The following is a 24,839-nucleotide window of genomic DNA, read 5'->3' as shown; positions in this document are numbered from 1 at the left end:
GGACGCCCGGGTCTATGCCGGGCTGTTCGACGGTGCGGAGCGGGCCAGCCTGGAGCTCGGCGGACAACGCCACGCCTACGTGCATCTGGCGCGCGGCGCGCTGACCGTCAACGGCCAGCGACTGGAGGCGGGCGACGGCCTGCGCATCCGCCGGGCCGAGCGGCTGGAGTTCGGCGACGGTGAGCTGGCCGAGGTGCTGGTCTTCGATCTGCGCCTGAACGAACTGCCGCGGATGCCATGAACGGTGGCGGGCAGCGGATCGGCGCCGTGTGAAAATGCTCCGCCGGGGGCTGCTAGAATGCCCGGCCGTCCCCTCCTGCGAAGCTCGCCATGTCCCGACTCAATCCCCGCCAGCAGGAAGCCGTGGCCTACGTCGGCGGCCCGCTGCTGGTGCTCGCCGGCGCCGGTTCCGGCAAGACCAGCGTGATCACCCGCAAGATCGCCTACCTGATCCAGCAGTGCGGCATCCAGGCCCGGCACATCGTCGCCATGACCTTCACCAACAAGGCCGCCCGCGAGATGAAGGAGCGCGTCGGCAGCCTGCTGCGCGGCGCCGAGGGCAAGGGGCTGACCGTCTCCACCTTCCACAACCTCGGCCTCAACATCATCCGCAAGGAGCATGGCAGGCTCGGCTACAAGCCCGGCTTCTCGATCTTCGACGAGGGCGATATCAAGGCCCTGCTGACCGACATCATGCAGAAGGAATACTCCGGGGACGACGGCGTCGACGAGATCAAGAACCACATCGGCGCCTGGAAGAACGACCTGATCCTCCCCGAGGAGGCCCTGGAGAAGGCGCGCACGCCCAAGGAGCAGACCGCCGCCGTCGTCTACCTGCACTACCAGCGCACCCTCAAGGCCTACAACGCGGTCGACTTCGACGACCTGATCCTGCTGCCGGTGAAGCTGTTCCAGGAGCATCCGAACGTCCTCGAGAAGTGGCAGAACCGCATTCGCTACCTGCTGGTCGACGAATACCAGGACACCAACGCCAGCCAGTACCTGCTGGTGAAGCTGCTGGTCGGCATGCGCCACCAGTTCACCGTGGTCGGCGACGACGACCAGTCGATCTATGCCTGGCGAGGGGCGCGGCCGGAAAATCTGATGCAGCTGAAAAAAGACTACCCCTCGCTGAAGGTGGTGATGCTCGAGCAGAACTACCGCTCCACCAGCCGCATTCTCAAGTGCGCCAACGTGCTGATCGCCAACAACCCCCACGTGTTCGACAAGCAGCTGTGGAGCGAGATGGGCCACGGCGACGAGATCCGCGTGATCAGCTGTCGCAACGAGGAAGCCGAGGCCGAGCGGGTGGCCATGGAGATCCTCACCCTGCACCTGAAGACCGGCCGCCCCTACAGCGACTTCGCCATCCTCTACCGCGGCAACTACCAGTCGCGGCTGATGGAACTGAAGCTGCAGCACCACCAGATCCCCTACCGCCTCTCCGGCGGCACCAGCTTCTTCGCCCGCCAGGAGGTGAAGGACCTGATGAGCTACTTCCGCCTGCTGGTCAACCCGGATGACGACAACGCCTTCCTGCGGGTAATCAACGTGCCGCGCCGGGAAATCGGCTCGGCGACCCTGGAAAAGCTCAGCCACTACGCAGGCGAGCGCAACCTCTCGCTGTACGAGGCCGCCGGCGAGCTCGGCCTCGCCCAGCATCTGGACGGCCGCTACAGCGAACGCCTGGCGCGCTTCACTCGCTGGATGGACGGCGTGCGCCAGCAGTGCGCGCAGAATGACCCGATCGCCGCCCTGCGCAGCATGGTGATGGACATCGACTACGAGAACTGGCTCAAGCAGAACGCCTCCAGCGACAAGGTCGCCGAGGTGCGCATGGGCAACGTCTGGTTCCTCGTCGAAGCGCTGAAGAACACGCTCGAAAAGGACGAAGACGGCGAGATGACCATCGAGGAGGCCATCGGCAAGCTGGTGCTGCGCGACATGCTGGAACGCCAGCAGGAAGAAGAGGAAGGCGCCGAGGGCGTACAAATGCTCACCCTGCACGCCTCCAAGGGCCTGGAGTTCCCTCACGTGTTCATCATCGGCGTGGAAGAGGAAATCCTCCCCCACCGCTCCAGCATCGAGGCCGACACCATCGAGGAAGAACGCCGCCTGGCCTACGTCGGCATCACCCGCGCCCGGCAGAACCTGGTGCTGACCTTTGCCGCCAAGCGCAAGCAGTACGGCGAAATCATCGACTGTGCCCCCAGCCGCTTCCTCGCCGAATTGCCCCAGGACGACCTGTCCTGGGAGGGCCAGGAAGACGCCCCGGTGGAGGCCAAGGCAGCGCGGGGGAAGAATGCGCTGGCGGATATCAGGGCGATGCTCAAGCGCTGAGATCGAGTGTCACTAATCCATAGCGTGGCTCTGGACGCGTACCAATCATAAGTTCAACACCGTCACAAGGTCCTGCAGGGTCGCCGCTGGGCCGAATTCTCTCAGCGCTACAACTCAGAGCGGCCTATGCTCAGAATTTGTATAACGTAAAGTTCGCTCACGCCTATGCGCAGTTCAAGGAGGAACGAATGGTATGAAATTGAAGCGGCTCCGCCAATTCAGCCCACAGGATGGCACTGCAGCAGGGAGGGAGCGGGCATGACCAAGTCCTCTGTTCTCCTCGCCATACTCATGGCTCTGGTCATCTGGCTGCTCTCCCGTGAGAGCGATACCTTGCGCACCGAGCTGCAGCGCGCTGCCGAGCGTGCCGACCGAGCCGAACGGCTGGCCAGCCAACACCAGGCCGATGCCGAGCGCCTGGCCGCTGCGCTCACCAGTGAGCGCAGCGGCCAGGAGCAGCTGCGCGCCGCGCTGACCAGCCAACAGCAACAGATCGAAGCACTGAAGCATGAAAGTCAGGAACTGCGCGCCTGGACTGCCGAACCTCTGTCTGCGGCTGCTCGCCGGCTGCGCGAGCGCCTCGTCATCACTGGTGCCGACGCCCATCTTGAGCACCTGTCCGGCAGTGATGCCCTTCCGGCTACCGCCGAACAGCCCGCGCACTAACGGCGACCTGCTCGCCGGGCTTGACCACACCGAAGCCGCCTGGGCCGAATACGCCGCCCAGATAGACAGGGTCAGCACAAAGCGAAGAGAAACTTCCGCTCGGCTTACTTCGCCCGCAGGCAGGCGACTCTCGGTACCATGACGAGCATCTTGCACATCTCCGATACCCATTTCGGCACCGAGCAGCAACCGGTCGTGGGAGCCATGGAGGCGCACGTGCGCGAACAGGGCGCCGACCTGCTGGTGCTGTCGGGGGACATCACCCAGCGCGCGCGACGCCACCAATTCGACGCGGCACAGGCCTTCGTCCAGCGCCTGGAAGGCTACGGCATCCCGGAAACCCTGGTGATTCCCGGCAATCACGACCTGCCGCTGTACAACCTGCTGTCGCGCTTCCTGTGCCCCTACGGCAACTACTGCCGGCACTTCGGCAAGGAGCTGGAGCCGACCTTCGAGAACGACGAGTTGCTGGTCATCGGCCTGAACACGACCCATCCCAGGCGCCGCAAGGACGGCCGGGTGACAGGCGACCAGGTACGCGCGGTCTGCGAGCGGCTGCGCCAGTGCGATCCGGCCAAATTACGCATTGTGGTGGCCCACCAGCCCTTCGGCTTGATAGCGCCCTCGGACCTGCACAACCTGCAGCATGGCGCGCAGGCGGCGCTGACGCGCTGGGCCGAGGCGGGTCTGGACATCGTGATGGGCGGGCACATCCACCTGCCCTATGTGCTGCCGCTGAGTGGTCAGTACCCCAACCTGACCCGGGAGATCTGGACGGTGCAGGCTGGCACCGCGCTGTCCTCGCGAGTGCGCGGCCGCTCGCCGAACTCGTTCAACCGGCTGCATCTGGGCCAGGCAGAGAGCAAGCAGGTGCAAGTCGAACGCTGGGACTACCACTCCCCGACCGGTCAATTCGTGCTCGGAGCGCATTACGATCTGTACTGGCCCGCCCGCTGATCTCAGCCTCCCTGCCCAGACCGCTCGAGCACGGCCAAGGCTCGATGCTCAGCCTCCCGCTGGTCATCGAAAGAGCTATCTTCACGCCGAATCGTTTTAGTGAAGCAATTTTCATGGGTGACCACTCATGCAGAGAGCCTTGTCAAACGGAACCGCAGGCACTAAGGTAACGCTATCTCAGCATACGGTACTGGCCATGCGCCAACCTAGCCTCTGCCCATGCTGGGTTAGCCCTAGTGGCAATTGACAAAAACAACAAGATGACAGCGACAGAGTCTGCCTTGTATAGGCACGAACTCTTAAGATAGCGCTGCCTATGTGCCGAGGTGACTACTTATGCATCCATCTACCACTACGCTGACGAACACGGGTGGCGCTGATTACAGCAAACCCTGCCTGCACCAGGACGCCACTCTCAAGCAGAGATTCCGCGCCCGTTCCTCTGTCGGCCTCGCCGCAATGCATCCGGCGCAGACTGCCGGCGACAGATATGCCCTCCCCCCGCCTTCCGGCGAGCCTGTCAACAGCAGCGTCGCTCCTCGGACAATGGCCATCCGTACCAGACCGAGCAGGACCGGTTCGCTTCAGCGCTTCGAGCGCGCCTGGGACAGCGCCGTCCCAACCCGCAACAGCAAGCTGCACTCTGTTTAGCCCGGGGAAGCCAGGATCCCTGGATTGAAATTCTGCCTGAGCAGTACTCGTACGCTCTCAGCGGAGTACTCCTTGAAAGTAACAACCACAAAAACAGGAAATGTACGATGGCAATGATCGAAACCACCGTTAGCGGGGCTGACACGAACAGCCTGGCAACAGCAAAAACACAAAAACTGAGCCTGTTCGTTTTCGCTCTGTTCTTTATTTTTGGCGGCCTGACCAGCCTTAACGATGTACTCGTTCCAAAGTTGAAAAACCTGTTCAGCCTGAGCTACACCGAGGCAATGCTGGTGCAATCCGCATTCTTCTTTGCCTACTTCGTTGCATCCATACCGGCCGGCTTGCTCATCTCGCGAATCGGCTACATGAAAGCCGCCGTCGTCGGGCTCTTGACCATGGCTATCGGGTGCCTGCTGTTCATACCGGCAACCAATTCTGCCTTGTTCCTGACATTCCTGGGGGCCCTGTTCATCCTGGCGGTGGGCGTCACCACCGTGCAGGTCGTGGCGAACCCTCTTATCTCACTTCTGGGGCCGAGCACGACCGTACATAGCCGTCTCACCCTGGGCCAGGCATTCAATTCGCTGGGAACGACTGTAGCCCCCTATATTGGCGCCATCCTGATTCTTGGCACCCTGAATGAGGTGGACACCTCGACATTGTCCTCATCCGAACTGACGGCCTATCTGGCCGAGGAAGCCAGCGTCATCAGCAATACCTACGCAGGCATCGCTCTGATCATCTGCCTGCTTGCCCTGGTCGTCTGGCTGCAGAGAGACAAGTTGAAATCCTCGAAAAAACCCGAGAATCCCAACATCCTCTCTACCCTCGATCTTTTGAAGCAACCCCGCTTTGCCTTCGGCGCCGCCTGCATCTTTCTCTATGTCGGGGCTGAAGTTGCGATCGGCAGTCTCCTCACCGACTATCTCATGCTCCCCACCACCATGAACCTGGCACCCGAAACGGCCGGCAAGCATGTGGCCTATTACTGGGGCGGCGCCATGGTGGGCCGGTTCATCGGTGCAGCCCTCATGCGCCGGTACTCCCCCGGAAAACTGCTGGCCTTTGCCGCCACGGCCGTCATGGTCCTGGTAACCACTTCCGCAATGACGACAGGCAGTGTCGCCGGATGGTCACTGCTGACCGTGGGACTGTTCAACTCCATCATGTTCCCGACCATCTTCAGTCTTGCCTCCGAAGGGCTCGGCGAGCGGGCGGCCGAAGGATCGGGCCTGATCTGCTGCGCGATCGTTGGCGGGGCAATCATTCCGCCGGTCACTGGATTTGCAGCCGACCTGTCTACCCTCGCCACTGCCCTGGCCGTTCCCGTCATTTGTTATGCCGGTATCGCCTCCTATGGCTGGTATGCACGTCGCCCCCGAATGATCGGTTAATTGCGAAGCTCTTGAACAGGCGAAAGCCTGATGGCGATACCCCGGAATTCTTGGCGGGATCAGCAGATCCCGTTCTTGAAAAAGGTCCGGTCATTGTCCGCAATACTGGTGCCGTAAAAGGAGCAGGATTGCGGACGACTGGAAAATGCGGTCTTTTGAGATCTTTATCGTCCCGGGCCGTGAAGGCTTGGGACGTTTTTTTTACAAACAAGCCTCCATGCCCCTCGCACTTGCAGCTCCCCCATCTGTTTGCATTAATTAAATAATATCCAGGCACCTGCACTTCCAGCGGATTACCTCCCGCGCGCCAGCCCACCGCACAATGCCACGCCTCGTATTCAATCGAATACGCTGCACCACCAACTCGGCGTCTTCTGCTTGAACTTCACCACTGTCTATATTGGAGCTCTCGCAGGCGACATCCATGCTTGTGACACGGCAGACGTGACGATATAAAACATCAAACGCTGCAACTCATTAAAAAGAGCGAGCCATAAAGCCATGCGCCTTCGTCGTATTCATCACGCCGCGATCATCTGTTCGAATTATGAAGTCTCGAAGCGCTTCTATACCGAATATCTGGGCCTGCAAATCGTGGCCGAGCATTATCGGGCCGAGCGCAAGTCCTACAAGCTCGATCTGGCGCTTCCCGATGGATCGCAAGTCGAACTCTTTTCCTTTCCCAATCCACCGATGCGCCCCTCTTATCCAGAGGCTTGCGGTCTTCGCCATCTGGCATTCGAGGTCGACGACGTGTCTTCCTGCAAGGCAGAACTCGAGAGCCAGGGAGTCTTCGTCGAGCCCATACGAACCGACGAACACACGAACAAGCGCTTTGTCTTCTTCGCGGATCCGGATGATCTGCCGCTTGAACTGTACGAGTCGCTCGCTCGACATGGCGGCTGACGCTTTCGCAGCCTGACCCGCAACGATACGTGGCGATGGATAACCCGCCCGCCCGCAAGGTTGCCGGCGTGCATCAGGCGAGTGAAAGGAAGGAATGGGGCAAGGTGCCGCGCGCATGAGGCAGTTGCCGGGCATCGTAGATAGCTTCCCGCCCTCCTCGATGCCTCACGCGCGGTTCATCCTCAAGAGACGCTGGCGGGCTCCAGCATTTGCTGCAGGGCAACACCGGCGCCTTCCAGGCCGGGATATTCGGCTGTCACCAGCCAAACCGGCACGCCCTTGAGATAGTGGCTCATGCAGCCTTTGCTGCACAGGCTGTTGGCGAAGCCGCTGGACTGGAAGAAGGCTGCAAAGCGCGGAATCACCCCGCCGACGATGTACACGCCGCCGCGGGCGCCCATGGTCAGCACGCTGTTGCCGGCGACCCGCCCGAGCCAGATGCAGAACAGGCTCAGAACCTCCTCCGCGACCGGATCCCCGGCCAGGGCAGCCGCACTGATCTCGGCGGGCGTGCCCAGGCTCGGCGCATGGTTGTCCAGGGCACAGATCGAGCGGTAGAGGCGTACCAGGCCACTGCCACTGAGTATGTCTTCGGCACGCACATGGCCGAGATCAACGAAAAGCTGCTGCCATAGCGCCGCCTCGCGCAGGCTGCCAATGGGCAGATCGACATGCCCGCCTTCGCCCGGCAGCACTCTCCAGCGCTCATCGCCATCGGGCAGCAAGGTGCTGACGCCCAGGCCGGTGCCCGGCCCTATCACCAGCGACGGGCTGCCAGGCTCCGCCGCACCGGGACAGATCTGGATGCACTCGTGTTCACGCAGGCGCGTCATGCCCAGCGCCATGGCGGTGAAGTCATTGATCAGCAGCAGATTTTCCAACCCCAGCGCTTGCCGGAAAGCGGTGCGATTCAAGGTCCAATGGTTGTTGGTGAAGCGGAAGTCCTCACCGGACACCGGCCCGGCGCAACCCAGGCACAGACTGGAGAGGCTGTCTGGCGCCAGCCCTAGGGAGGACAGGTAATGCTCGATAGCCAGCTCCGGGCTGGCGAAGTCGGCAGCGGCCAGCGTTTGCACTGACTCTATTCGTTCATTGCACCACAAGGCGAAACGCGCATTGGTGCCCCCGATATCTCCGACCACTGACAAGTTCATTTCAGTCGCTCCTGCATCCTGGAGCACTCCATGTGCATGATGGCCAAAGACGAGCGGAGCGCAGAGAGATAAATTTCGACAGGCATAGGCTTCACACTTTATTGTATTTGATAAATAAATTTATAAAAACACGAATCAAAGCTTAAAATCAACCGCAAAATGTAGTAATAAAACAATAATCTAAGCAGCCCATTACTAAGCATGATTGTGCTTGAACTTGCTTTGGCGACACCCGCCACAACGGGAGTTTCTGCGCCAACAGCCCGTGCGACGAGGCCAACTGAAGGAACTTCGGCCTCTCCGGCCCTCCTCTACGGGCACCTCCACCACTTCAACGACGAGCATCCGGCCTCGACGCAGGCAGGCTTTCCCTGCATGGCAGGGATCGGCCCGCAGCTGCCTACAGCCATCAAGGCCTGGGCAGCAGCGGGCCGATCAAGAAACGAACAAAACAGGCTCTGCTGATTCAACGAATCATTTCCGGTGTTCCGGCCGTCCCAGTCGGGTCGGCCAGCCAACCGCACAGGCGGCGAATCAGAGCTCATAGACGGTCGCCTGCCAGGGCTGCAGCGATACTCCCGTGGCTCCGGGCGGCATCTGCTGCTGCGCGGCGCCGTTGTCCAGCAGCGTCGCCGCGATCTTCAGCCCCTCCGGAAGGCCGTAGTCGACCCTCTCGTGGGTAAAGTTGATCAGCACGAGATAACGCTTGTCGTCGAGCGTGCGCGTATAGGCGAAGACCTTGGGGTTGGCGGGATCGATATCCCGAAATTCGCCATGGATGAGCGCAGGCGTCTGGCGGCGCAGTTCCATCAGGCGGCGATGATGGTTGTAGACCGAGTTGGCATCGTCGACCTGCGCCGCTGCGTTGATCTGCGGATAGTTCGGATTGACCGGGAGCCACGGCTTGCCGCTGGTGAAGCCGCCATTCGGCGCGGCACTCCACTGCATCGGGGTGCGGGCGTTGTCGCGGCTGGTCTGGCGCAGATGGGCGAGATATTCGTCCGCCGAGACTTTGCCGGTTTCCACGAAGTCGCGCCATTGGCCTTTCACTTCGACATCGTCGTAATCCTCGATGCCGCGGAAGGGGTAGTTGGTCATGCCCAGCTCGTCGCCCTGGTAGAGGAAGGGCGTAGCACGCTGCGTCAGCATCATCGTGGCCAGCGCCTTGGCCGATATCGTGCGCCATTCGGGACTGTCGTCGCCGAAATGGGAGACGGTGCGGGGATTGTCGTGGTTGGTCAGGAAACTCGTGTTCCAGCCATGCGTGCCGCCCGTACGATCGATCTGCGCATAGGCCGCCTTGAGCTCGGGAAGCGTCCAGTCCTTCTTGCGCCAGCCATCGCGATCGAGCCGAACCAGATCGAAATGGAAGATCATGTCGAGTTCGCGGCGGCGCGCGTCGGTGAACAGCGGGGCCTGATCGAAGGTGATGCCGAACGCCTCGCCGACCGTCATCGCGTCATAGCGGGACAGGACCTCGCGATTCATTTCCTGGAGATATTGATGAACGCGCGGGCCATTCGCATAGATGAATTCGGGGTGGGCAAGTTTTTCCGGGGCCAGGTCGGGCAGACCGTCCTGCTTGGAGATGAAGGGGATCACGTCCATGCGGAAACCGGACACGCCCTTGTCCAGCCAGAAGCGCATGGTGTCGTAGACTTCGGCGCGGACCTTGGGGTTTTCCCAATTCAGGTCGGGCTGCTTCTCGGCAAAATAATGAAGATAGTACTGTCCGGTGGCCTCATCCTTCTTCCATGCCGAGCCACCAAAGAAGGACGGATAGTTGTTCGGCAGGCCGCCATTCTTGCCGTCGCGCCAGATGTAATAGTCGCGATAGGGGTTGTCCTTGGCTTTGCGGCTCTCGACGAACCACTGATGCTCGTCGCTGCTGTGGTTGACCACCAGATCGATGATCAGGCGCATGCCGCGCTTCTTCATCTCGGCCAGCATGCGATCGAAGTCGTCCATGCTGCCGAATTCGGCCATCACCTTGCGATAATCGCGGATGTCATAGCCGTTGTCGGCGTTGGGCGAGTCGAAATGCGGGCTCAGCCAGATCACATCGACGCCCAGTGTCTTCAGGTAATCGAGCTTCGCCGTGATGCCGTTCAGATCCCCGATACCGTCGCCGTTCGTATCGTTGAACGAGCGGGGATAGACCTGATAGACAACCGCCTCCTTCCACCAGGCCGCGTCAGGACTTGCAGCTTGGGACACCGGGGCTATTTTCGTCACATCGCGGGTCATGCTCTGATCTGCGCCCGTCGCGGTTTGACAGATAGCCAGAGCGCCCACCATGGCGCTCAGCAGGGTTTTGCGAAAACGTGCAGCCTGCATAACCAACTCTCTCTTTTTGATTGTTGTTGTTGGGCGTTCTCCCCCTGCTGGAGAGGGCGCCCGGGTGTCCGGCCTCAGACCGAACGAGTCGCCTGGTTGACTTGCTCCGGGGCTTTGCCCTTCTGCTGAACGGTCTTGCTCCCTGATTGCGGCCAAGGCCGAAGGAGTGCAAAGAGCGCTCAGGGAGAGGGCAAAAGAGACATTACCCATGAACACGGTGGGCATTGATAGATGGAGCCATGGAGATACCTCGGCCATGAGACAGCGCTATCTTACGGGCTGTGCCGCCCTACAGCAGAGTCTGCGCTGCCAGCTTGTCGTTCCTGTCAATTGCCACAAGGCTGTCCCAAGGTAGTCAGAGAAAAAACCTGTGCCTTGGCAAGTTCGCACCGATGAGACAGCGCAACCTTAGAGCTTGAGGTTTCGCTTGGCAAGCCCACTCATTTCCAGCGGCTACTCCATGAAGTTCGCTTCATAATAGGTTTCGCCGATCAGCACCCGGCCGAGATAGTGAGCGACATGGTGGGCGTGACTTCAACAGTGCGGGCGTGGCCGACAGGCATGCAGCCGCTACCCGCCCAAGCCATGGACGGGCAAATCGGGGAAACCTCTGGTCAGGCCGGCGGCGTGCTCAGCGCGATGGCAAAGGACTCGTAGGGCTGCAGCGCGAGGCGCTGCCCGAGCACGTTACGGGGCCCGTAGTTGCTCACCAGGCCTTCGCCCGCGAGGTCGCGCAGACCGGCCGGCAGGTCAAGCTCGACAAGGTTCGCGGAAAAGTTGTTGATGACGACGATGCGCTGGTTGCCGAGCTGGCGCTCGTAGGCGAAGACCTGCGGGTGCGCATCCAGGAGCGGCCGGTAGTCGCCATGGACGATCACCGGGTGCTCCTTGCGCAGCCGGATCAGCCTGCGGTAGTGATGAAGGATCGATCCCGAATCGCCGAGCGCGACGGCGACATTGATCTCGCGGTAGTTGGGATTGACCTTAAGCCACGGCCTGCCGCGCGAGAAGCCGGCATGCTCGCTCGCGTCCCACTGCATCGGCGTGCGTGCGTTGTCGCGGCTGTTGGCGTAGATCCCTTCCATCATCGCTTCATGCGACACCCCCGCCGCGGTGCGCTCGCGATACAGGTTCAGCGACTCGATATCCCGGTAGTCCTCGATCGACTCGAAACGCACGTTGGTCATGCCGATTTCCTCACCCTGGTAGATGTAGGGCGTGCCCCTCAGGAAATGCAGCGCGGTCGCGAGCATCTTCGCCGACTCGACGCGGTAGCGACCAGGGTCGCCGTACTTCGATACCACACGTGGCAAGTCGTGGTTATTCCAGAACAGCGAGTTCCAGCCGGTACCGGCAAGGGCGTTCTGCCACTTGTTGATGACCTCCTTGAGTTCGCGCAGGTCGAAGGCGCGCGGCGTCCATTTGCCGTCCTGCCGGTCCCAAGTCAGGGTGATGTGCTCGAATTGGAACACCATCGACAATTCGCGACGTGCCGGATCCGAATACAGCTTGGCGATCTCCGGCGTCGCGCCCCAGGTTTCGCCAACCGTCAGCACGCCGCGCTTGCCGAAGGTCGCGGCGTTCATCTCCTGCAATAGCGGATGCAGGCGCGGGCCGTTGGTCGTGATGCCGCGATCGACATCCTTGCCGATCAGGTCGATGACGTCCATGCGGAAGCCGCCGATGCCCTTGTCCAGCCACCAGTTCATCATCCGGTGCACTTCCTGCTGCACCCGCGGGTTCGCCCAGTTCAGGTCCGGCTGGTGCTTCGAGAACAGGTGGAAGTAGTACTCGCCGGTCGTCGCATCGAACTCCCACGCGCTGCCGCCAAAGTTTGCGCGTTGTTCGTCCGGCGCGGAACCGTCGGCGCGGGGCGCGCGCCAGATGTAGTAGTCGCGGTACGGGTTGTCCCTGGACTTGCGCGCCTCGACGAACCAGGGATGCTCGTCGGACGTGTGGTTGACGACGAGATCCATGAGGATGCGGATATCGCGTCGCGCGGCCTCGGCGATCAGCGCTTCCATCTCTGCGAGCGTGCCGAACTCGGGAGCGATGTCACGGTAGTCCGAGATGTCGTAGCCGTTGTCGTCCATCGGCGAGCGGAACACCGGCGACAGCCAGATCACATTGATGCCCAGCGTCTGCAAGTAGTCGAGCTTGCCGATGATGCCCGCGAGGTCGCCGATGCCGTCGCCATTGGCATCGGCAAAAGAGCGTGGATAGACCTGATAGATCACCGCATTGCGCCACCACTCCGGCCCGGGAGGGGCTGGCTGGGCGCCGGCGGCGTATGCGCCGCCATGCAATGACACCAAGGTCAGACTCGCAGTGGTTATGGCCATAGCTTTCAAAAAGTCGCGACGTGAAGATGAAGACATAGGAACTTCCTATTATTGACGCTGTTGGCAAGCAACACGCGCTTCCCTGCATACCGTACGTCTTCTTCTGTGCTCGAACTCAGGGTCGGAGGCTGCAAGCGGCGACGGGGCGGCTCGACCCGCGCGCCGAGCAGTGCTGCACCGTCTTCCCGGAACAGGGTGGCAGCCAAGGAAATGCGCAGGACATCCAAAGAGAAGAAAAAAAGAGGCATCGTCCAGATTGCCCTGATGCCCTGAGCCCCAGCTCGAATCTCGCAGTGGCGTGCAGGTCGAGCCCTGCAGACCAGGGCAATCGCATGAGGGGGCAGGCGAAGCCGTTCACTCCCTCTCCCGCGTGCGGGAGAGGGCTGGGGAGAGAGGAGAAAGTCGTTCATGCGATTGCCCCGCCCTGAAGACTTGCTGTCATGGCATATCCTCTTGCCGAGCGCTTGAGGAGGCGCCATGACTTTGCGGAATCGAACTGCCTAAACCGTTTTTTTGATAGCGGCAACGACAGCGGTCAGCTCCTCGAGGCGCTGCCCGATGACGGTCAGCCGTTTCCTTTCCGAAGCAGCGTTCTGTACCTCTTGCCGGTCATCTTCCCCGAGAGAACGGAACAGCTCGAGCAGGACTTGCTCGCCGGGGCTTATCTCATAGATAGCAGGAGCCTCCCGAGCCGATGGCGAGTCAGCTTCTCCTCGTGACATCGGACCCTCGCCGACCAGCAGCCAGTCAAGCGAAACCCCACGCTCTTCGGCCACTTCTACGCATAACGCATAGGGAACAGAGTCTCTGGACTTCCAGCTGCTCAGCGTCTGGGGACTTATGCCAAGCGTGGAGGCCAAGGTTATATCGGTTGTGGCGCCCATCAGTACCTTGAGTCGCGCCAGAACAGCCGCCGCACTTTTTTTACGCATTTGGAGGACTACCGTTTGACATATGCGTTTAGAGTAGATAAATTTACGCACAACGAGTACATTTTAACCAAATGAGAACACCCGAGCCATGAACAAACGCCAGATCCAGGCCCGGCTGATAGAACACGGCAGCAACTTCCGCCAGTTCGCCCTCGCCCACGGTTACGAACCGCGCACCGTGACCCAGGCCGTGCAGCGCTGGGCCGGCGCCAAAACCCTGCCCAACGGGCGGCTGACCTTTTCCATCCTGCGCGACTTGTCGCTGGCGATCGGCACCGAAGTACTGCCGGGCATCCTGGAGGGTATGGACACGAACGGGCTGCCCCAGATCCCGACAGCACTGGAACGATAATTGCTTATCGAAAACAGAAAAAGAGATGCACGCTATTGGAAACGCAGTGCTCCTGGTCTGCCTCGCTCTCGACAAGCAGCATGCGTTCGGTGCCGTCTCGCCCCGAGAGCCAGCGACGGCAACAGCGCCCGCCTGGTCGATCCCGAAAGCCACATACGAATCCAGGTATTCACCGGCCTGAACTTCTGTCGGCGTGGGAAGTGCCCGGCCACACCTACCCGCGCGCTATTCGCCGAGCACCGAAAGTGCCAGGCCTGCGGCTCCAACCGCTGGCTTGAGAATGCCGCGCCCACTAGTCGAGAAGTGCCATGGAAAAGGCCATTTTTGTCGAACTGAAGCTGGAACCGAAACTGGCAGAGGCTCTGCTGCTGCACCTGCGCGAGGAACTCCGCAGCGCCATTCATAAACACTGGCATGCCGACCGCTATCGGCCGATCCCGGAAGGCATCCGCTGCGGCGCCATCCTCAGCGACTCCCCATGCCTCGCCGCGCAGAAGAAAGCCCTCGGCGCGCTCAAGGCCGCCCTCGATCAGGCGCAGTAAGGCCGGCAACGGGCACGGGTCTCATCAGCCTCAGTGGCGGGACCACGCGGAAAGACCCGCGCCGACCCTCTAGCGCCGTGACCGCGCCCAGACCCGGAAACGCCTGCAGCGGACGGGACGCGGCTCAGCCAGCCTTGCCACCCACTATCCGCAACCTGGGCGGCAGCTTTGGTCCGAAGGGTTTGTCTGAAGCGAACAGAACAGGCAACTGGGGCCTTGTCCGGATAAGCTCCATCATCGCGTAGTAGCAGGCGTTGAATAGTGGCCCGTCCTTCCAGTCGGCACCCTGGTGCTCGGCGCTGTCCTCCAGCCCTTCGACGAAAACGATCTCCGAAAGCTCAGCGTGCTCTCTGCGGCGAATCTCGTTGCGGTGAACGGGATTCACATTCAGCAGATCGCACAGGCCGTCGAAGCCCAAAGATTCAATCATCCTCTTGTGATCCAGCATCAACATACGTCCGAAGCCCGCCAATGCCTGGCATAGGTCGTTTTTCACTTCACTCCGGTGATCGGCGGCCTGTCGCTCCAGCTCATCCACAGCCAGCCAGGTGAACGGCAGGAAGGGCCGCAGCTTGCCGGCCTGGCGGCGCAGGGCGCGGCGCTCGGCGCTGATGGCGTCCAGTTCCAGGGCGAAAGCCCGGCAGAGGCGGCGGATCGCGATCAGTCGGGTACGCGCACTGGCAGTCGGTCGGGCGGATAGGTCGGCGAGAATATGCAGGTGTTCGGCTTTCATGGGATCAACTCCATCCTGGATGTATAGCCATGGGTGCCCCCGCCCGGCAGCGCTCGGGTCGGCCGCACGGGAATCCCTGCGGCCTCCACGCGCGGACCCTCAGCTAGCGGAGGGCCACCTCACTCTCAGTCTTGTCCCTGAGGCCAGTTTCGGCCAGTGCCGGTGCACGCCATCCGTCGTGCTCGGGTTCGCTGGCGGGACTGCAGGACAGCGTTGCTTTACCGCCGACTTCGCTGCCGTTTCTCGCGGGCGGGCGGGCGGAATTCCGCCTTTCGCCACAGATTTGCTTCAGCCCGAGTGGCGGCATTTCGCCACACGCCCACCCAAAAAAATGACGACTAGTTGCCCCAGAGCATTGATTTTCGGCATCCCCATGAAAATGGCATGTTTTCTGCCTAGGTAGTCCTGCGATGGCAGGACGACACTGCATCCACCGACGAAAGCCTTCCGAATGCGAAGGCCAGCGCATCGACGGGTTCGCGCCCGCCATGGGTTGGGCGACGCGGCCCCCCAGGAGAAGCGAGCCATGACTGCCCTTTCGCGCCCCGAGCCCTCCCGGCTGCCCGGCCCCGGGAGGCTGCCCGGACAAGCGACCGGAAAGCGCAGCAGTCCTGTGCGCGCCGAACAAGAACAACAGTTGATCCAGATGCGACAGCTCCATCGGAAGTAGCGGCAGGCCTTATCCGACGCCCACGACGCCCGACAGGACGCCGACAGCGCGAACCGGCGCCCCGCCTCAGCCTTGCCACACCTACTCACAATTTCAAAAGGTCCATCTTATGAAAAAACTGTTACTGACATTCCTATGCGCCAGCATCGTCGGCTGCGCCAAGCAGGATGACACGGAGAAAACCGTGGACGTTCTGCTGATCGGCGGCGGCATCATGAGCGCCAGTCTGGGCACCTACCTCAAGGAGCTGGAGCCTGGCTGGACGATCGACATCTACGAACGCCTCGATCAGATCGCCGCGGAAAGCTCCAATGGCTGGAACAACGCCGGCACCGGCCATTCAGCCTTCTGCGAGATGAACTACACCCCCGAGAAGGCCGATGGCCACATCGACACCCATAAAGCCGAGAAAGTCGCCGAAGACTTCGAGATTTCCCGGCAGTTCTGGGCCCACCAGATTCAGCGGGGCGTGCTGAGCAACCCGAAATCCTTCATCAACGACGTGCCGCACATCAGCTTCGTCATGGGCGAAGACAACGTCGACTTCCTGAAGAAGCGCTATGCGGCCATGCAGCAGCACTCCCTGTTCCAGGGCATGGAGTACACGGAAGACCATGCGCAGATCAAGGGTTGGGCGCCACTGGTGATGGAAGGCCGCCCGGCCGACCAGAAGGTCGCCGCGACCCGCATGCCGATCGGCACCGACGTCAACTTCGGCGAAATCACCCGCCAGCTGATGGGCTCCCTGACCAAACACGACGACGTCAAGCTGAACCTCAAGCACGATGTGCGCGACTTCAAGCGCAACGACGACGGCACCTGGAGCGTGACGGTCGCCGACCTCGCCAAGGGCGGCGAAGAAAGGACCGTCAAGGCCAGGTTCGTGTTCATCGGCGCCGGCGGCGGCGCGCTGCCGCTGCTGCAGAAATCCGGCATCCCCGAGGGCGAGGGCTACGCCGGCTTCCCGGTGGGCGGCCAGTTCCTCTACACCACCAACCCGCAAGTCGTGGAACGTCACCTGGCCAAGGTGTACGGCCTGGCCTCGGTGGGTGCCCCGCCGATGTCCGTGCCGCACCTGGACACCCGCCTGATCGACGGCCAGCGGGCGATCCTGTTCGGACCCTTCGCCACCTTCTCTACCAAGTTCCTGAAGAACGGCTCGCTGCTGGACCTGCCGCGCTCGCTGAGCACGGACAACCTGATGCCGATCATGCACGCCGGCCTCGACAACCTGCCGCTCAGCGCCTACTTGGTCGGTCAGCTGATGCTCAGTCTGGAAGAGCGCATCGAGGAGCTGCGCGAGTACTTCCCGGAGGCCCGCGCCGAGGACTGGAAACTGGTCAACGCCGGCCAGCGCGTGCAGATCATCAAGAAGGACCCCGAGCTCGGCGGCAAACTGCAGTTCGGCACCGAGGTCGTGGCCGCCGCGGACGGCAGCATCGCCGCGCTGCTGGGCGCCTCGCCGGGTGCTTCCACCGCCGCGCCGATCATGCTCTCGGTGCTGGAAAAGGCCTTCAAAGACAAGGTCAAGACGCCTGAATGGCAGGCCAGGTTGAAGGAAATCATTCCCACCTACGGCCAGAAGCTCAACAACAACCTCGAGCTGACCAACAGCATCCGCGCCATGACCAGCGAGCACCTGCAGCTGAACTTCATCCACATCGGCCCGGAAGCCCCCGAAGCCGAGGTCCAGGCCGAAGCCACAGCAGCCGAGCCGACCCAGGCTGCCCTGTAAGCTGTCCATCTCCGATATCCCCCTCGCCCGAGGGGGATATTTCCTTTCCAGCCTCCCGAAGCGAATGCCGTCTGCCATCATGGCATCGCTGCCCGGCTCCGGGCAGGCTCACGGGGAAAACCCCCGAACTCATCGACAAGGAAAACCCGATGCGCCCCATCCATGCCATCCTGACTCTACTGCTGACCTTCCTGGCGGCCGGCCTGCAGCCATCCCTCGCCGCTCCCCCGGAAGAGCCGGCTGCGAGCAAACCCAGGGTCATCTTCTTCGACGTCAACGAAACCCTGCTGGATCTGGAATCCATGCGCCAGTCCGTCGGCGCAGCCCTGAACGGGCGACAGGAACTGCTGCCGCTGTGGTTCTCGACCATGCTGCACCACTCGCTGGTCGAGAGCGCCACGGAGAACTACCACGACTTCGGCACGGTCGGCACTGCCGCACTGATGATGGTGGCGAAGAACAATGACATCACGCTGACCGAGGAACAGGCCCGAACCGCGATCGTCACACCCTTGCTCGAGCTGCCGGCCCATCCCGACGTGCGCGAAGGCCTGCAGGCCCTGAAGAACCAAGGCTATACCCTGGTCACCCTGACCAACTCCACCCATCGCGGGGTGCGGACGCAACTCGAGAATGCCGGGCTGGCGGACCTGTTCACCCGCAACCTGAGCATCGAGGAGATCAAGCTCTACAAGCCCCATCTGCGAACCTACCGCTGGGCGGCCGAACAGATGGGCGTCAAACCGGAAGAGGCGCTGATGGTGGCGGCCCACGGCTGGGACATCGCCGGGGCCAAGGCCGCCGGCATGCCGGCGATCTTCGTCGCGCGCCCCGGCCAGGCCCTCTATCCGCTGGCAGCCGAACCGGACCGGGTAGTCAAGGACATCCGGGAGCTGGCCGGAGTCCTCGGCAAGCGCCCATGAGCGCGGACCGGCTTTCGGCTCCCCCTCCCCCCTCACGAAATGAATGACTGGTGGAGCCGAACGCCCCTTTCAGTCAATGCAAACGCATTGACCACGCTGGGCGTGGCGGACCTGCTCAGTGTCTCGCAGCCGCTCCTCGTACACCTGGCCGAGAAACCCAGCCTCAAACCACCCCACCCTCCTCCAGCGTCACCACGCAGCACGGATCGAAGGCGACCTGTTCGCCCTCGTAGCCGCGCGGATTGGAGATCACCCGGGTGCCGGCGATCCGGTAGTCGACCGCATAATGGGTATGGCCGTGAATCCACAGATCGAGGCCCTCCCCCATCAGCTCGTCCCAGTCATTGACGAAGGCGGCATCGAGGGGTGTGCCAGCGTAGGGATGGCCGGCAATCGAGCGCAGCGACGGCGCATGGTGGCTGATCACCACCGTCGGCCCGGCGAAGGGCTGGGCCAGACAGTCGCGCAGCCAGTCGTGGGCGCGCCCGGCCAGAGCAGCGAAATCCTCCGGCAAAGGCACCCGCTCCCCCTCGCCCCAGCGGATCTGCCGGAAGTCCGAAACCCGCCGCTGCGCCACCTGCCGCGCCTGCTCGTCCTCGCCGGTCGCCCGATAATCCGTCCAGGCGGTGACGCCGAGAAAGCGCACCCCGCCCAGCACCACCTCGTCGAAATCCAGTACCCGCACGCGCGCGTCCGCCGCCTCGCGCAGCTGCCGCAGGGTCGCCTGCAGAGCGCCGCCGTAATACTCGTGATTGCCCGGCACGTAGAGCACCGGACAGTCGAACGCCCGCCGCGCCCACTCCACCCCCCGCGCCCCGACGTCGATATCGCCGGCCAGCACCACCACATCCGCTGACACCGGCGCCGGCGTAAAGGGGGAAAACTCGTTGTGCAGGTCGGAAAGGATATGGATGCGCATGGGACTACTCCTGGAAGTCTCAGGGGACTATAGCCGGGCGGTGTTGCGGTAAGGCGGACGGGCGCGGCGGACTCAGGTGCCCTCGTCTTCTTGGGCGTTCAAGGCATGGAGCTCGTTCAACTTGGCCTGCAGCAGCCGCTTGTCCAGCAGTTGCGTCTGATACTCGGCGATCAGCGCCAGCGACAGCGAGCGGTTGAGGGCATACTCGACCACCTCGTCGTCCTTGCTGGCGCACGGCAGCATGCCGATGGCCGGATTCCCGCGGGGCTTGCGCTCGATCAGCGCCGTGCTCACCGCCTGCAAGACCTTCCGGCGGGATGCGGCGATCGGATGCGGGTGCGCTGCCGGGCAGGACTGCCGCAGGCAAAAACCTGTCGAGTGCCGGGGGCCTGCGCTTCCCGTGGATTATTTCCACACAACAACCTTGCGCGCGCAATGATCCGTCCTATGCTTCCTCATGGCGCTGCGTCACCGGCTCAGTGTTCACCTGCTGCAATAATGGTTTTTTATTTAATTTATGGATTTTTTGATGGTTTTAATTGTTTTATAAGATGCTTTTTCTTCAAGGTGTAGAGATGTGAGTTCGGCCGTCCCAATCCTGGGAGTCCAGCTCCGACATATCTGGGCCTTTTGAAAAAAGCAAACCCGTCGAAAGCGGAGATGCAAAGTTATCCGTCCTCTGTCTAAGGGAATAGACTTCATGAACGAGAAGAAATCCTCGCTGAAAATGTTGCGCAAAATTGCCTGGGCTACCAGTATTGCTCTGGCTGGAAGCTGGGCTACGGCTACTCACGCGCAAGAAACAGCCGACCTTGAGGTCAGCGCCACTGTTGAACCCACCTGCAGCATCACCACGACTGCGCTGGCGTTTGGCATTTATGATTTCGTTACAGCCAACAACACCGTTGATCTCGACGAAGAGGGTGCCGTCGAGATTATCTGCACCCTAGACGCACCGGTGACGATAACCCTGGGCCAGGGTTTGACCCCCGCCGGTGGTTCTACCGCTGCAGCGCCGATTCGCCAAATGAATAACGGCACCGGCGGCTTACTGACCTATCATCTGTATAGCAATGCTGCACGCACCTTAATCTGGGGCGATGACGCGACGGTGGATGTCGAAGCCGTCGGCACAGGTGTGGCGGATGAGCATATCGTATACGGCCAAATTCCGGCAGGCCAGAACGTCCCCAGCGGCGCCTATGTAGATACCGTTGTCGCCACCGTTGACTTCTGATGCTCACGGCCCTTGACCGCCGTGCCGCAAGGCACGGCCTTCTTTTCCTCGCAGCCCTCTCCTGCATGGGTCTGAGCGAATCGGCTTTTTCCGGCAGCTTTTCGGTAAGCCCGATACGAGTGACGCTGTCTACCGGGCAAAAGATCGCTGCCTTGCGCGTGCTCAATTCTGGGACGACCCCCATGTCCATCCAGCTCGAGCTGCTGAACTGGTCGCAGGAGCAGGGCGTTGACCACTTTAGTCCAACCACGGATTTGCTGGCCATGCCGCCGATCTTCACCGTGCCGCCGGGAGAGTCGCAGATTGTCCGGGTCGGCCTGCGGCGTGTGCCGGACCCACAGAGGGAGCTCAGTTACCGGCTGTTCCTTCAGGAGCTACCAGCGCCGCTGCCGGAGGGTTTCCGAGGCATGCAGGTGACGCTGCGCCTCGGCGTGCCGGTCTTCGTGACACCTTCGGCACCGACCGTGCCGCAACTCGAATGGCGTCTGCGGCGCACCCCGAAGGGGCTTGTGCTTTCCACGATCAACCAGGGGAATGCACAAGGCCAGGTGTCTGACCTGCAGCTGCGCCTGCGTAATGGCAAGACGCTGCCGCTACAGGACCCGGTCTACGTCCTGGCCGGCGTCAGTCGCGAATGGTCGCTGGAGGCCGCTGCCGGCCTCCCAGTGGGCGAAGCCGTGGAGCTGTCGGCGAAGATCAATGGAACTGATATCACTAGCCATCTGCGAGTGGAATGACCGGCTGCTCCCCCCTGCATTCAAGACATTGGCGATCCTCTCCTTAGGGATGATGATCTGCATGCCTGGCCGGGTGCAGGCAGCCGATGCGGGGCCGGCTGCCGAGACTCGCCTGCCGGCAGTCCCTCTCGAGGCTACCTGGCTGGAGTTGACAGTCAACGGCCAGCCCATCCAGATGATTGTGCTGGCTCTGCTCGATCCTGCCAACGGGCCGCTGCTGCGTGCAGAGGATCTGCGCCAACTGCGGCTGCATATGCCGCAAACCAACCCCACCCGATATGCGGGCGAGGACTATTACCCGCTAGCAGCCTACGCCGGATTGCGCCACCACGTTGATCCGAGGCTGCTGACGCTCGATCTGCAAGCACCGGCGGACCTGTTCGAAACCTCGCGCTTGGGCGGCGGCAGGCCCGACGACAACAGGCCCGTGCGATCGCCCCTCGGCGCCTATTTCAACTACGACCTGTCGGCTACCCAAGCTCCAGATAACCACAGCACAAGCGGGCTGTTCGAGCTGGGCGCCTTCAATGGCTGGGGTGCCGGCAGCAGCAGCTTTCTGGCGGAGCCGCAGGGCCAGGAGGCTGGCAGTTCCTTCGTGCGTCTCGATACCAGCTGGCGTAGAGACGACCCGGAGAACATGCGCACCCTGCTGCTCGGCGACACCACCAGCCATGGCACCAGCTGGAGCGGTGGGGTGCGGTTCGGAGGGCTGCAGTGGGGAACCAATTTCAGCACCCGACCGGAGTTCGCGACCCTGCCCTTGCTGAGCATGTCCGGCGAAGCGAGCCTGCCCTCCACTATCGATCTGTATGTCAAAGATGCACTGCGCGCGCGCCGCGAGATCCCAGCAGGACCGTTTAGCATCGACGAGGTGCCTGTGGTCACCGGCGCGGGCGAGGCCCGCCTGGTAGTCCGCGACATTCTCGGCCGCGAACAGGTGATTACGCAGAGCTTTTATGCCAGCAATCGGCTGCTGCGCCCTGGCCTTCAGGACTACAGCGTCGAACTGGGAGTCATTCGCGAGAACTACGGCCTGAGCAGCAACGATTATGGCCGCCTCGTGGCAACGGCCACCTACCGCCAAGGGCAGACCGACTACTTCACCTCGGAGATCCACGGCCAGTTTCTTCAAGACCAACAGACCGTCGGGGTCGGCGGCGCTTGGCTGCTACCCTGGGACGGAGAGATCCATTCGGCGGTGGCGGCCAGCCGGGCAGAAGGTGAAACGGGGCAATTGCTCAGGCTCGGCCTGCAGCGGCAAGGCCGAAAGGCGAGCTTCGGCATTGACAACCAGTTTGCCAGCGAACACTTCGTGCGGCTCGGCGCATCCAGCGAGAACAATCCGCTCCCCGCTTGGCAAACGAACGCCTTCGTCAGCCTTGCCGGATTCGCTAAAGACACTTTCAGCCTGAGCTATACCCAGCAGAATTACCGCGCCCAACAGGATATCGAGTTCGTTTCGGCCGGTTACAGCCTAGGCCTCGGCGAGCTGGGCTTCCTGAGCTTTTCGGCCCTGCACTTCCTCGATGATCACGAGACAAGTTTCAGTCTGACTCTCACCCTGCCGCTAAGCGGCCTCGATCGCACCACTGCCAGTATCAATGCCAGTCATCGCGCCGATCGGCGCGATGGCACCCTGCAACTGCAGCGCAGTCTGCCGGTAGGTAGCGGCTTCGGTTACCGCCTGAAGGCAGGCCTGGGTGACAGCGACTATCGCGAGGGAAGCCTGAGCTATCAGAACGATTTCGGAACCTATCGACTGGCAGCAACGAACAGCAACGGCCAGAGCAGCACCAGAGTCGATGCCAGCGGCGGCGTAGCGCTACTGGGCGGAGGAGTGTTCGCCAGCCGGCGAATCAGCGACAGCTTTGCCGTCGTGGACATCCCCGGGTTCTCCAATGTGCGCGTCTATGCCGAGAATCAGGAGGTGGCTCGCACCGATGGCAAGGGTCGTGCATTGCTTCCACGCCTGCGCTCCTTTGAGCGCAATAAAATCCGCATCGAACAGGCCGACCTGCCCATTGAGGCCAATATCGGCAACCTGGAGCAAGTGGCCATTCCTTATGCCCGCAGTGGCATAGTCCTCGGCTTCGATGTCGAGCTCAGCCGTGACGCATTCTTCAGAATACAGTTCGAGAATGGAGAGGCATTGCCCACCGGGGCAGTGGTGATGCTGGAAAACGGAGAACGATTCCCGGTTGGACTGCGTGGCGAAGTCTTTCTGTCCAGACTGGATTCCAGCAACAGGCTCACCGTGGAGTGGCGCGGGCAAACCTGTGAAATCATGCTCGAGATACCGGATAGCAGTGAGCCGCTCCTCGACCTGGGATATCTCACCTGCCCTGGCATCAAGCCGTAGCACATCTGTCCAAATTGGATGAGAGGCACCGAGATGCATATGTTTCGCAATTCAGGCATGTCTGGAAGACAAAATTTCCGCTGGGGCCGGCATTTGCTCTTGCTGGCGTTTGCCACATGCTGTCCAGTCGTCGCTTTCAGCGCTTGCAACGTCCAGGCACAGAGCGTCGCTTACGGCAATTACGACGTTTTCGACACTGCCCCCCTGGATGGGGTCGGTAATGTTCAAGTGAGCTGCGAGGATGGACTGTTCTCTTATACCATCTCCCTGAGCAGCGGAAGCGGAAGCTACAGCGAGCGCCAGATGACCAGCGCTGGCCATGTTCTTGTTTACAATCTCTATAGCGATGCAAGCCGGAACAGCATATGGGGCGACGGCTCCGGCGGTACCAGCCAGGTAGGGGGAAGCACTTCAGGCACAGTCGATCATACGATTTACGGACGCATTCCTGCTCAACAGAATGCGTCTGTTGGCATTTATACGGACAGCATTATCGTTACCCTCGATTTCTGATCAGACAGTCACCAGAGCTGGTGTCCTGTGTGGTTAGTTCAATAATCTATTTTTTATCGCGCCCAGCTTCGCCTTGTTCACCGAGCTGATGATCGTCTCTGCTGTTTTGCCCCATTTGAATTGGCTGCAGCACCTGACGGACGAAGGAATCGGCGGTACGGCGCAACGTCCTGGCGAGCAGGATGCGGCAAGTCATCACCAACAACTCAGCTCATCATGGGTGCCCACACAGAGCACCGATGTTACCCTCATGCCCCCGTCCTTAGCGCTGACAGAGGAAGAGACTCGCACGCTGCAGGAGATCGTTCGCAAGGGCCGGAATTGGCGCAAGCAGGATTGTGCAGAAACGCTGCTGCGATTGTCCCATGCATGGAGAGCCCGCCAGGGCGGTGGCCCAGGCTCGGAGGCTCTGCACACAAACCGTCTGCGAGCGTCGC

At 61.6% G+C, this 24,839-nt stretch carries 22 protein-coding genes and 1 pseudogene; 15 read left to right on the top strand and 8 right to left on the bottom strand.

Going from position 1 to position 24,839, the window contains the following annotated elements; translation table 11 throughout:
* From ACYVD0_RS21745 to gloA2, 7 genes are all read left to right on the top strand, one after another.
* Positions 1 to 241 (top strand): pirin family protein (locus tag ACYVD0_RS21745; RefSeq protein ID WP_460428736.1); only part of this gene is annotated, 241 nt, incomplete at its 5' end.
* An 89-nt stretch (positions 242 to 330) separates the two neighbouring features.
* Positions 331 to 2,340, top strand: a complete 2,010-nt coding sequence (rep, locus tag ACYVD0_RS21740) for a DNA helicase Rep (RefSeq protein ID WP_460428735.1) — start codon at positions 331 to 333, stop codon at positions 2,338 to 2,340.
* A gap of 258 nt (positions 2,341 to 2,598) precedes the next feature.
* Positions 2,599 to 3,006 carry an Rz-like lysis system protein LysB gene (locus ACYVD0_RS21735; protein WP_460428740.1) on the top strand — a complete coding sequence of 136 codons (408 nt, stop codon included), beginning with the start codon at positions 2,599 to 2,601 and terminating at the stop codon, positions 3,004 to 3,006.
* The gene (gene lysC, locus ACYVD0_RS21730) at positions 2,891 to 3,148 is read left to right on the top strand and encodes an Rz1-like lysis system protein LysC (RefSeq protein ID WP_460428739.1); all 258 of its coding nucleotides are present in this window, start codon (positions 2,891 to 2,893) and stop codon (positions 3,146 to 3,148) included. The genes ACYVD0_RS21735 and lysC overlap by 116 nt, the downstream gene beginning before the upstream one ends.
* Positions 3,145 to 3,963 (top strand): metallophosphoesterase family protein, encoded by an 819-nt coding sequence (locus ACYVD0_RS21725; RefSeq protein WP_460428734.1) that lies wholly within the window; start codon positions 3,145 to 3,147, stop codon positions 3,961 to 3,963. Before lysC ends, ACYVD0_RS21725 begins: the two co-directional genes overlap by 4 nt.
* A 758-nt stretch (positions 3,964 to 4,721) precedes the next feature.
* Positions 4,722 to 6,011, top strand: coding sequence for a sugar MFS transporter (locus tag ACYVD0_RS21720; protein ID WP_460428733.1), 1,290 nt, complete (start codon positions 4,722 to 4,724; stop codon positions 6,009 to 6,011).
* Between the two features lie 501 nt (positions 6,012 to 6,512).
* Positions 6,513 to 6,917, top strand: coding sequence for a VOC family protein (gene gloA2, locus ACYVD0_RS21715; RefSeq protein WP_460428732.1), 405 nt, complete (start codon positions 6,513 to 6,515; stop codon positions 6,915 to 6,917).
* A 182-nt stretch (positions 6,918 to 7,099) separates the two neighbouring features.
* On the opposite strand, the gene ACYVD0_RS21710 is transcribed toward gloA2, so the two are convergent.
* The 4 genes from ACYVD0_RS21710 to ACYVD0_RS21695 all read right to left on the bottom strand — a co-directional run bounded on the left by ACYVD0_RS21710 (position 7,100) and on the right by ACYVD0_RS21695 (position 13,682).
* Complete coding sequence (locus ACYVD0_RS21710) at positions 7,100 to 8,071, bottom strand: glucokinase (RefSeq protein ID WP_460428731.1); 972 nt, start codon at positions 8,069 to 8,071, stop codon at positions 7,100 to 7,102.
* A 534-nt stretch (positions 8,072 to 8,605) separates the two neighbouring features.
* A complete protein-coding gene (locus ACYVD0_RS21705; RefSeq protein WP_460428730.1) occupies positions 8,606 to 10,408 on the bottom strand; it encodes a glycoside hydrolase family 13 protein in 1,803 nt (600 codons plus the stop codon).
* 614 nt (positions 10,409 to 11,022) lie between these two features.
* Complete coding sequence (locus ACYVD0_RS21700) at positions 11,023 to 12,714, bottom strand: glycoside hydrolase family 13 protein (RefSeq protein ID WP_460428738.1); 1,692 nt, start codon at positions 12,712 to 12,714, stop codon at positions 11,023 to 11,025.
* Positions 12,715 to 13,250: 536 nt separating this feature from the next.
* A complete protein-coding gene (locus ACYVD0_RS21695; protein WP_460428729.1) occupies positions 13,251 to 13,682 on the bottom strand; it encodes a helix-turn-helix domain-containing protein in 432 nt (143 codons plus the stop codon).
* Between the two features lie 88 nt (positions 13,683 to 13,770).
* Here ACYVD0_RS21695 and ACYVD0_RS21690 point away from each other — a divergent pair, with 88 nt between their 5' ends.
* Both ACYVD0_RS21690 and ACYVD0_RS21685 read left to right on the top strand, forming a co-directional pair.
* Positions 13,771 to 14,034 (top strand): helix-turn-helix domain-containing protein, encoded by a 264-nt coding sequence (locus ACYVD0_RS21690; RefSeq protein WP_460428728.1) that lies wholly within the window; start codon positions 13,771 to 13,773, stop codon positions 14,032 to 14,034.
* 308 nt (positions 14,035 to 14,342) lie between these two features.
* Positions 14,343 to 14,576, top strand: coding sequence for a hypothetical protein (locus ACYVD0_RS21685; protein WP_460428727.1), 234 nt, complete (start codon positions 14,343 to 14,345; stop codon positions 14,574 to 14,576).
* A 124-nt stretch (positions 14,577 to 14,700) separates the two neighbouring features.
* Here the strand turns inward: ACYVD0_RS21685 and ACYVD0_RS21680 are convergent, their stop codons facing one another.
* Positions 14,701 to 15,309, bottom strand: a complete 609-nt coding sequence (locus tag ACYVD0_RS21680; RefSeq protein WP_460428726.1) for a hypothetical protein — start codon at positions 15,307 to 15,309, stop codon at positions 14,701 to 14,703.
* Positions 15,310 to 16,088: 779 nt separating this feature from the next.
* Here ACYVD0_RS21680 and mqo point away from each other — a divergent pair.
* Complete coding sequence (gene mqo / locus ACYVD0_RS21675) at positions 16,089 to 17,714, top strand: malate:quinone oxidoreductase (protein ID WP_460428725.1); 1,626 nt, start codon at positions 16,089 to 16,091, stop codon at positions 17,712 to 17,714.
* A 149-nt stretch (positions 17,715 to 17,863) separates the two neighbouring features.
* Entirely contained in the window at positions 17,864 to 18,637 is a 774-nt protein-coding gene (locus tag ACYVD0_RS21670) for a haloacid dehalogenase type II (protein ID WP_460428724.1), read from the top strand.
* A gap of 163 nt (positions 18,638 to 18,800) precedes the next feature.
* On the opposite strand, the gene ACYVD0_RS21665 is transcribed toward ACYVD0_RS21670, so the two are convergent.
* Both ACYVD0_RS21665 and ACYVD0_RS21660 read right to left on the bottom strand, forming a co-directional pair.
* The gene (locus ACYVD0_RS21665) at positions 18,801 to 19,556 is read right to left on the bottom strand and encodes a metallophosphoesterase family protein (protein WP_460428723.1); all 756 of its coding nucleotides are present in this window, start codon (positions 19,554 to 19,556) and stop codon (positions 18,801 to 18,803) included.
* 72 nt (positions 19,557 to 19,628) lie between these two features.
* A pseudogene (locus ACYVD0_RS21660) lies at positions 19,629 to 19,832 on the bottom strand (PDDEXK nuclease domain-containing protein); the annotation flags it as partial.
* A gap of 424 nt (positions 19,833 to 20,256) precedes the next feature.
* Between ACYVD0_RS21660 and ACYVD0_RS21655 the strand changes: the two are divergent.
* From ACYVD0_RS21655 to ACYVD0_RS21640, 4 genes are read left to right on the top strand one after another with little or no spacing between them, the layout of a single operon-like run.
* The gene (locus ACYVD0_RS21655) at positions 20,257 to 20,793 is read left to right on the top strand and encodes a Csu type fimbrial protein (RefSeq protein ID WP_460428722.1); all 537 of its coding nucleotides are present in this window, start codon (positions 20,257 to 20,259) and stop codon (positions 20,791 to 20,793) included.
* Positions 20,793 to 21,530, top strand: coding sequence for a fimbrial biogenesis chaperone (locus ACYVD0_RS21650; protein ID WP_460428721.1), 738 nt, complete (start codon positions 20,793 to 20,795; stop codon positions 21,528 to 21,530). Before ACYVD0_RS21655 ends, ACYVD0_RS21650 begins: the two co-directional genes overlap by 1 nt.
* Complete coding sequence (locus ACYVD0_RS21645) at positions 21,493 to 23,889, top strand: fimbria/pilus outer membrane usher protein (protein WP_460428720.1); 2,397 nt, start codon at positions 21,493 to 21,495, stop codon at positions 23,887 to 23,889. The genes ACYVD0_RS21650 and ACYVD0_RS21645 overlap by 38 nt, the downstream gene beginning before the upstream one ends.
* 39 nt (positions 23,890 to 23,928) lie before the next feature.
* Positions 23,929 to 24,402 (top strand): Csu type fimbrial protein, encoded by a 474-nt coding sequence (locus ACYVD0_RS21640; RefSeq protein WP_460428719.1) that lies wholly within the window; start codon positions 23,929 to 23,931, stop codon positions 24,400 to 24,402.
* 46 nt (positions 24,403 to 24,448) lie between these two features.
* Here ACYVD0_RS21640 and ACYVD0_RS21635 read toward each other — a convergent pair whose 3' ends face one another.
* A complete protein-coding gene (locus ACYVD0_RS21635) occupies positions 24,449 to 24,598 on the bottom strand; it encodes a hypothetical protein (protein ID WP_460428718.1) in 150 nt (49 codons plus the stop codon).
* Positions 24,599 to 24,839 lie beyond the last annotated feature (241 nt).

It is taken from the genome of Azotobacter armeniacus (genome assembly GCF_054779355.1).
Note: the sequence above shows the minus strand (reverse complement) of the source record. Positions and strands in the feature narration are given on the sequence as shown.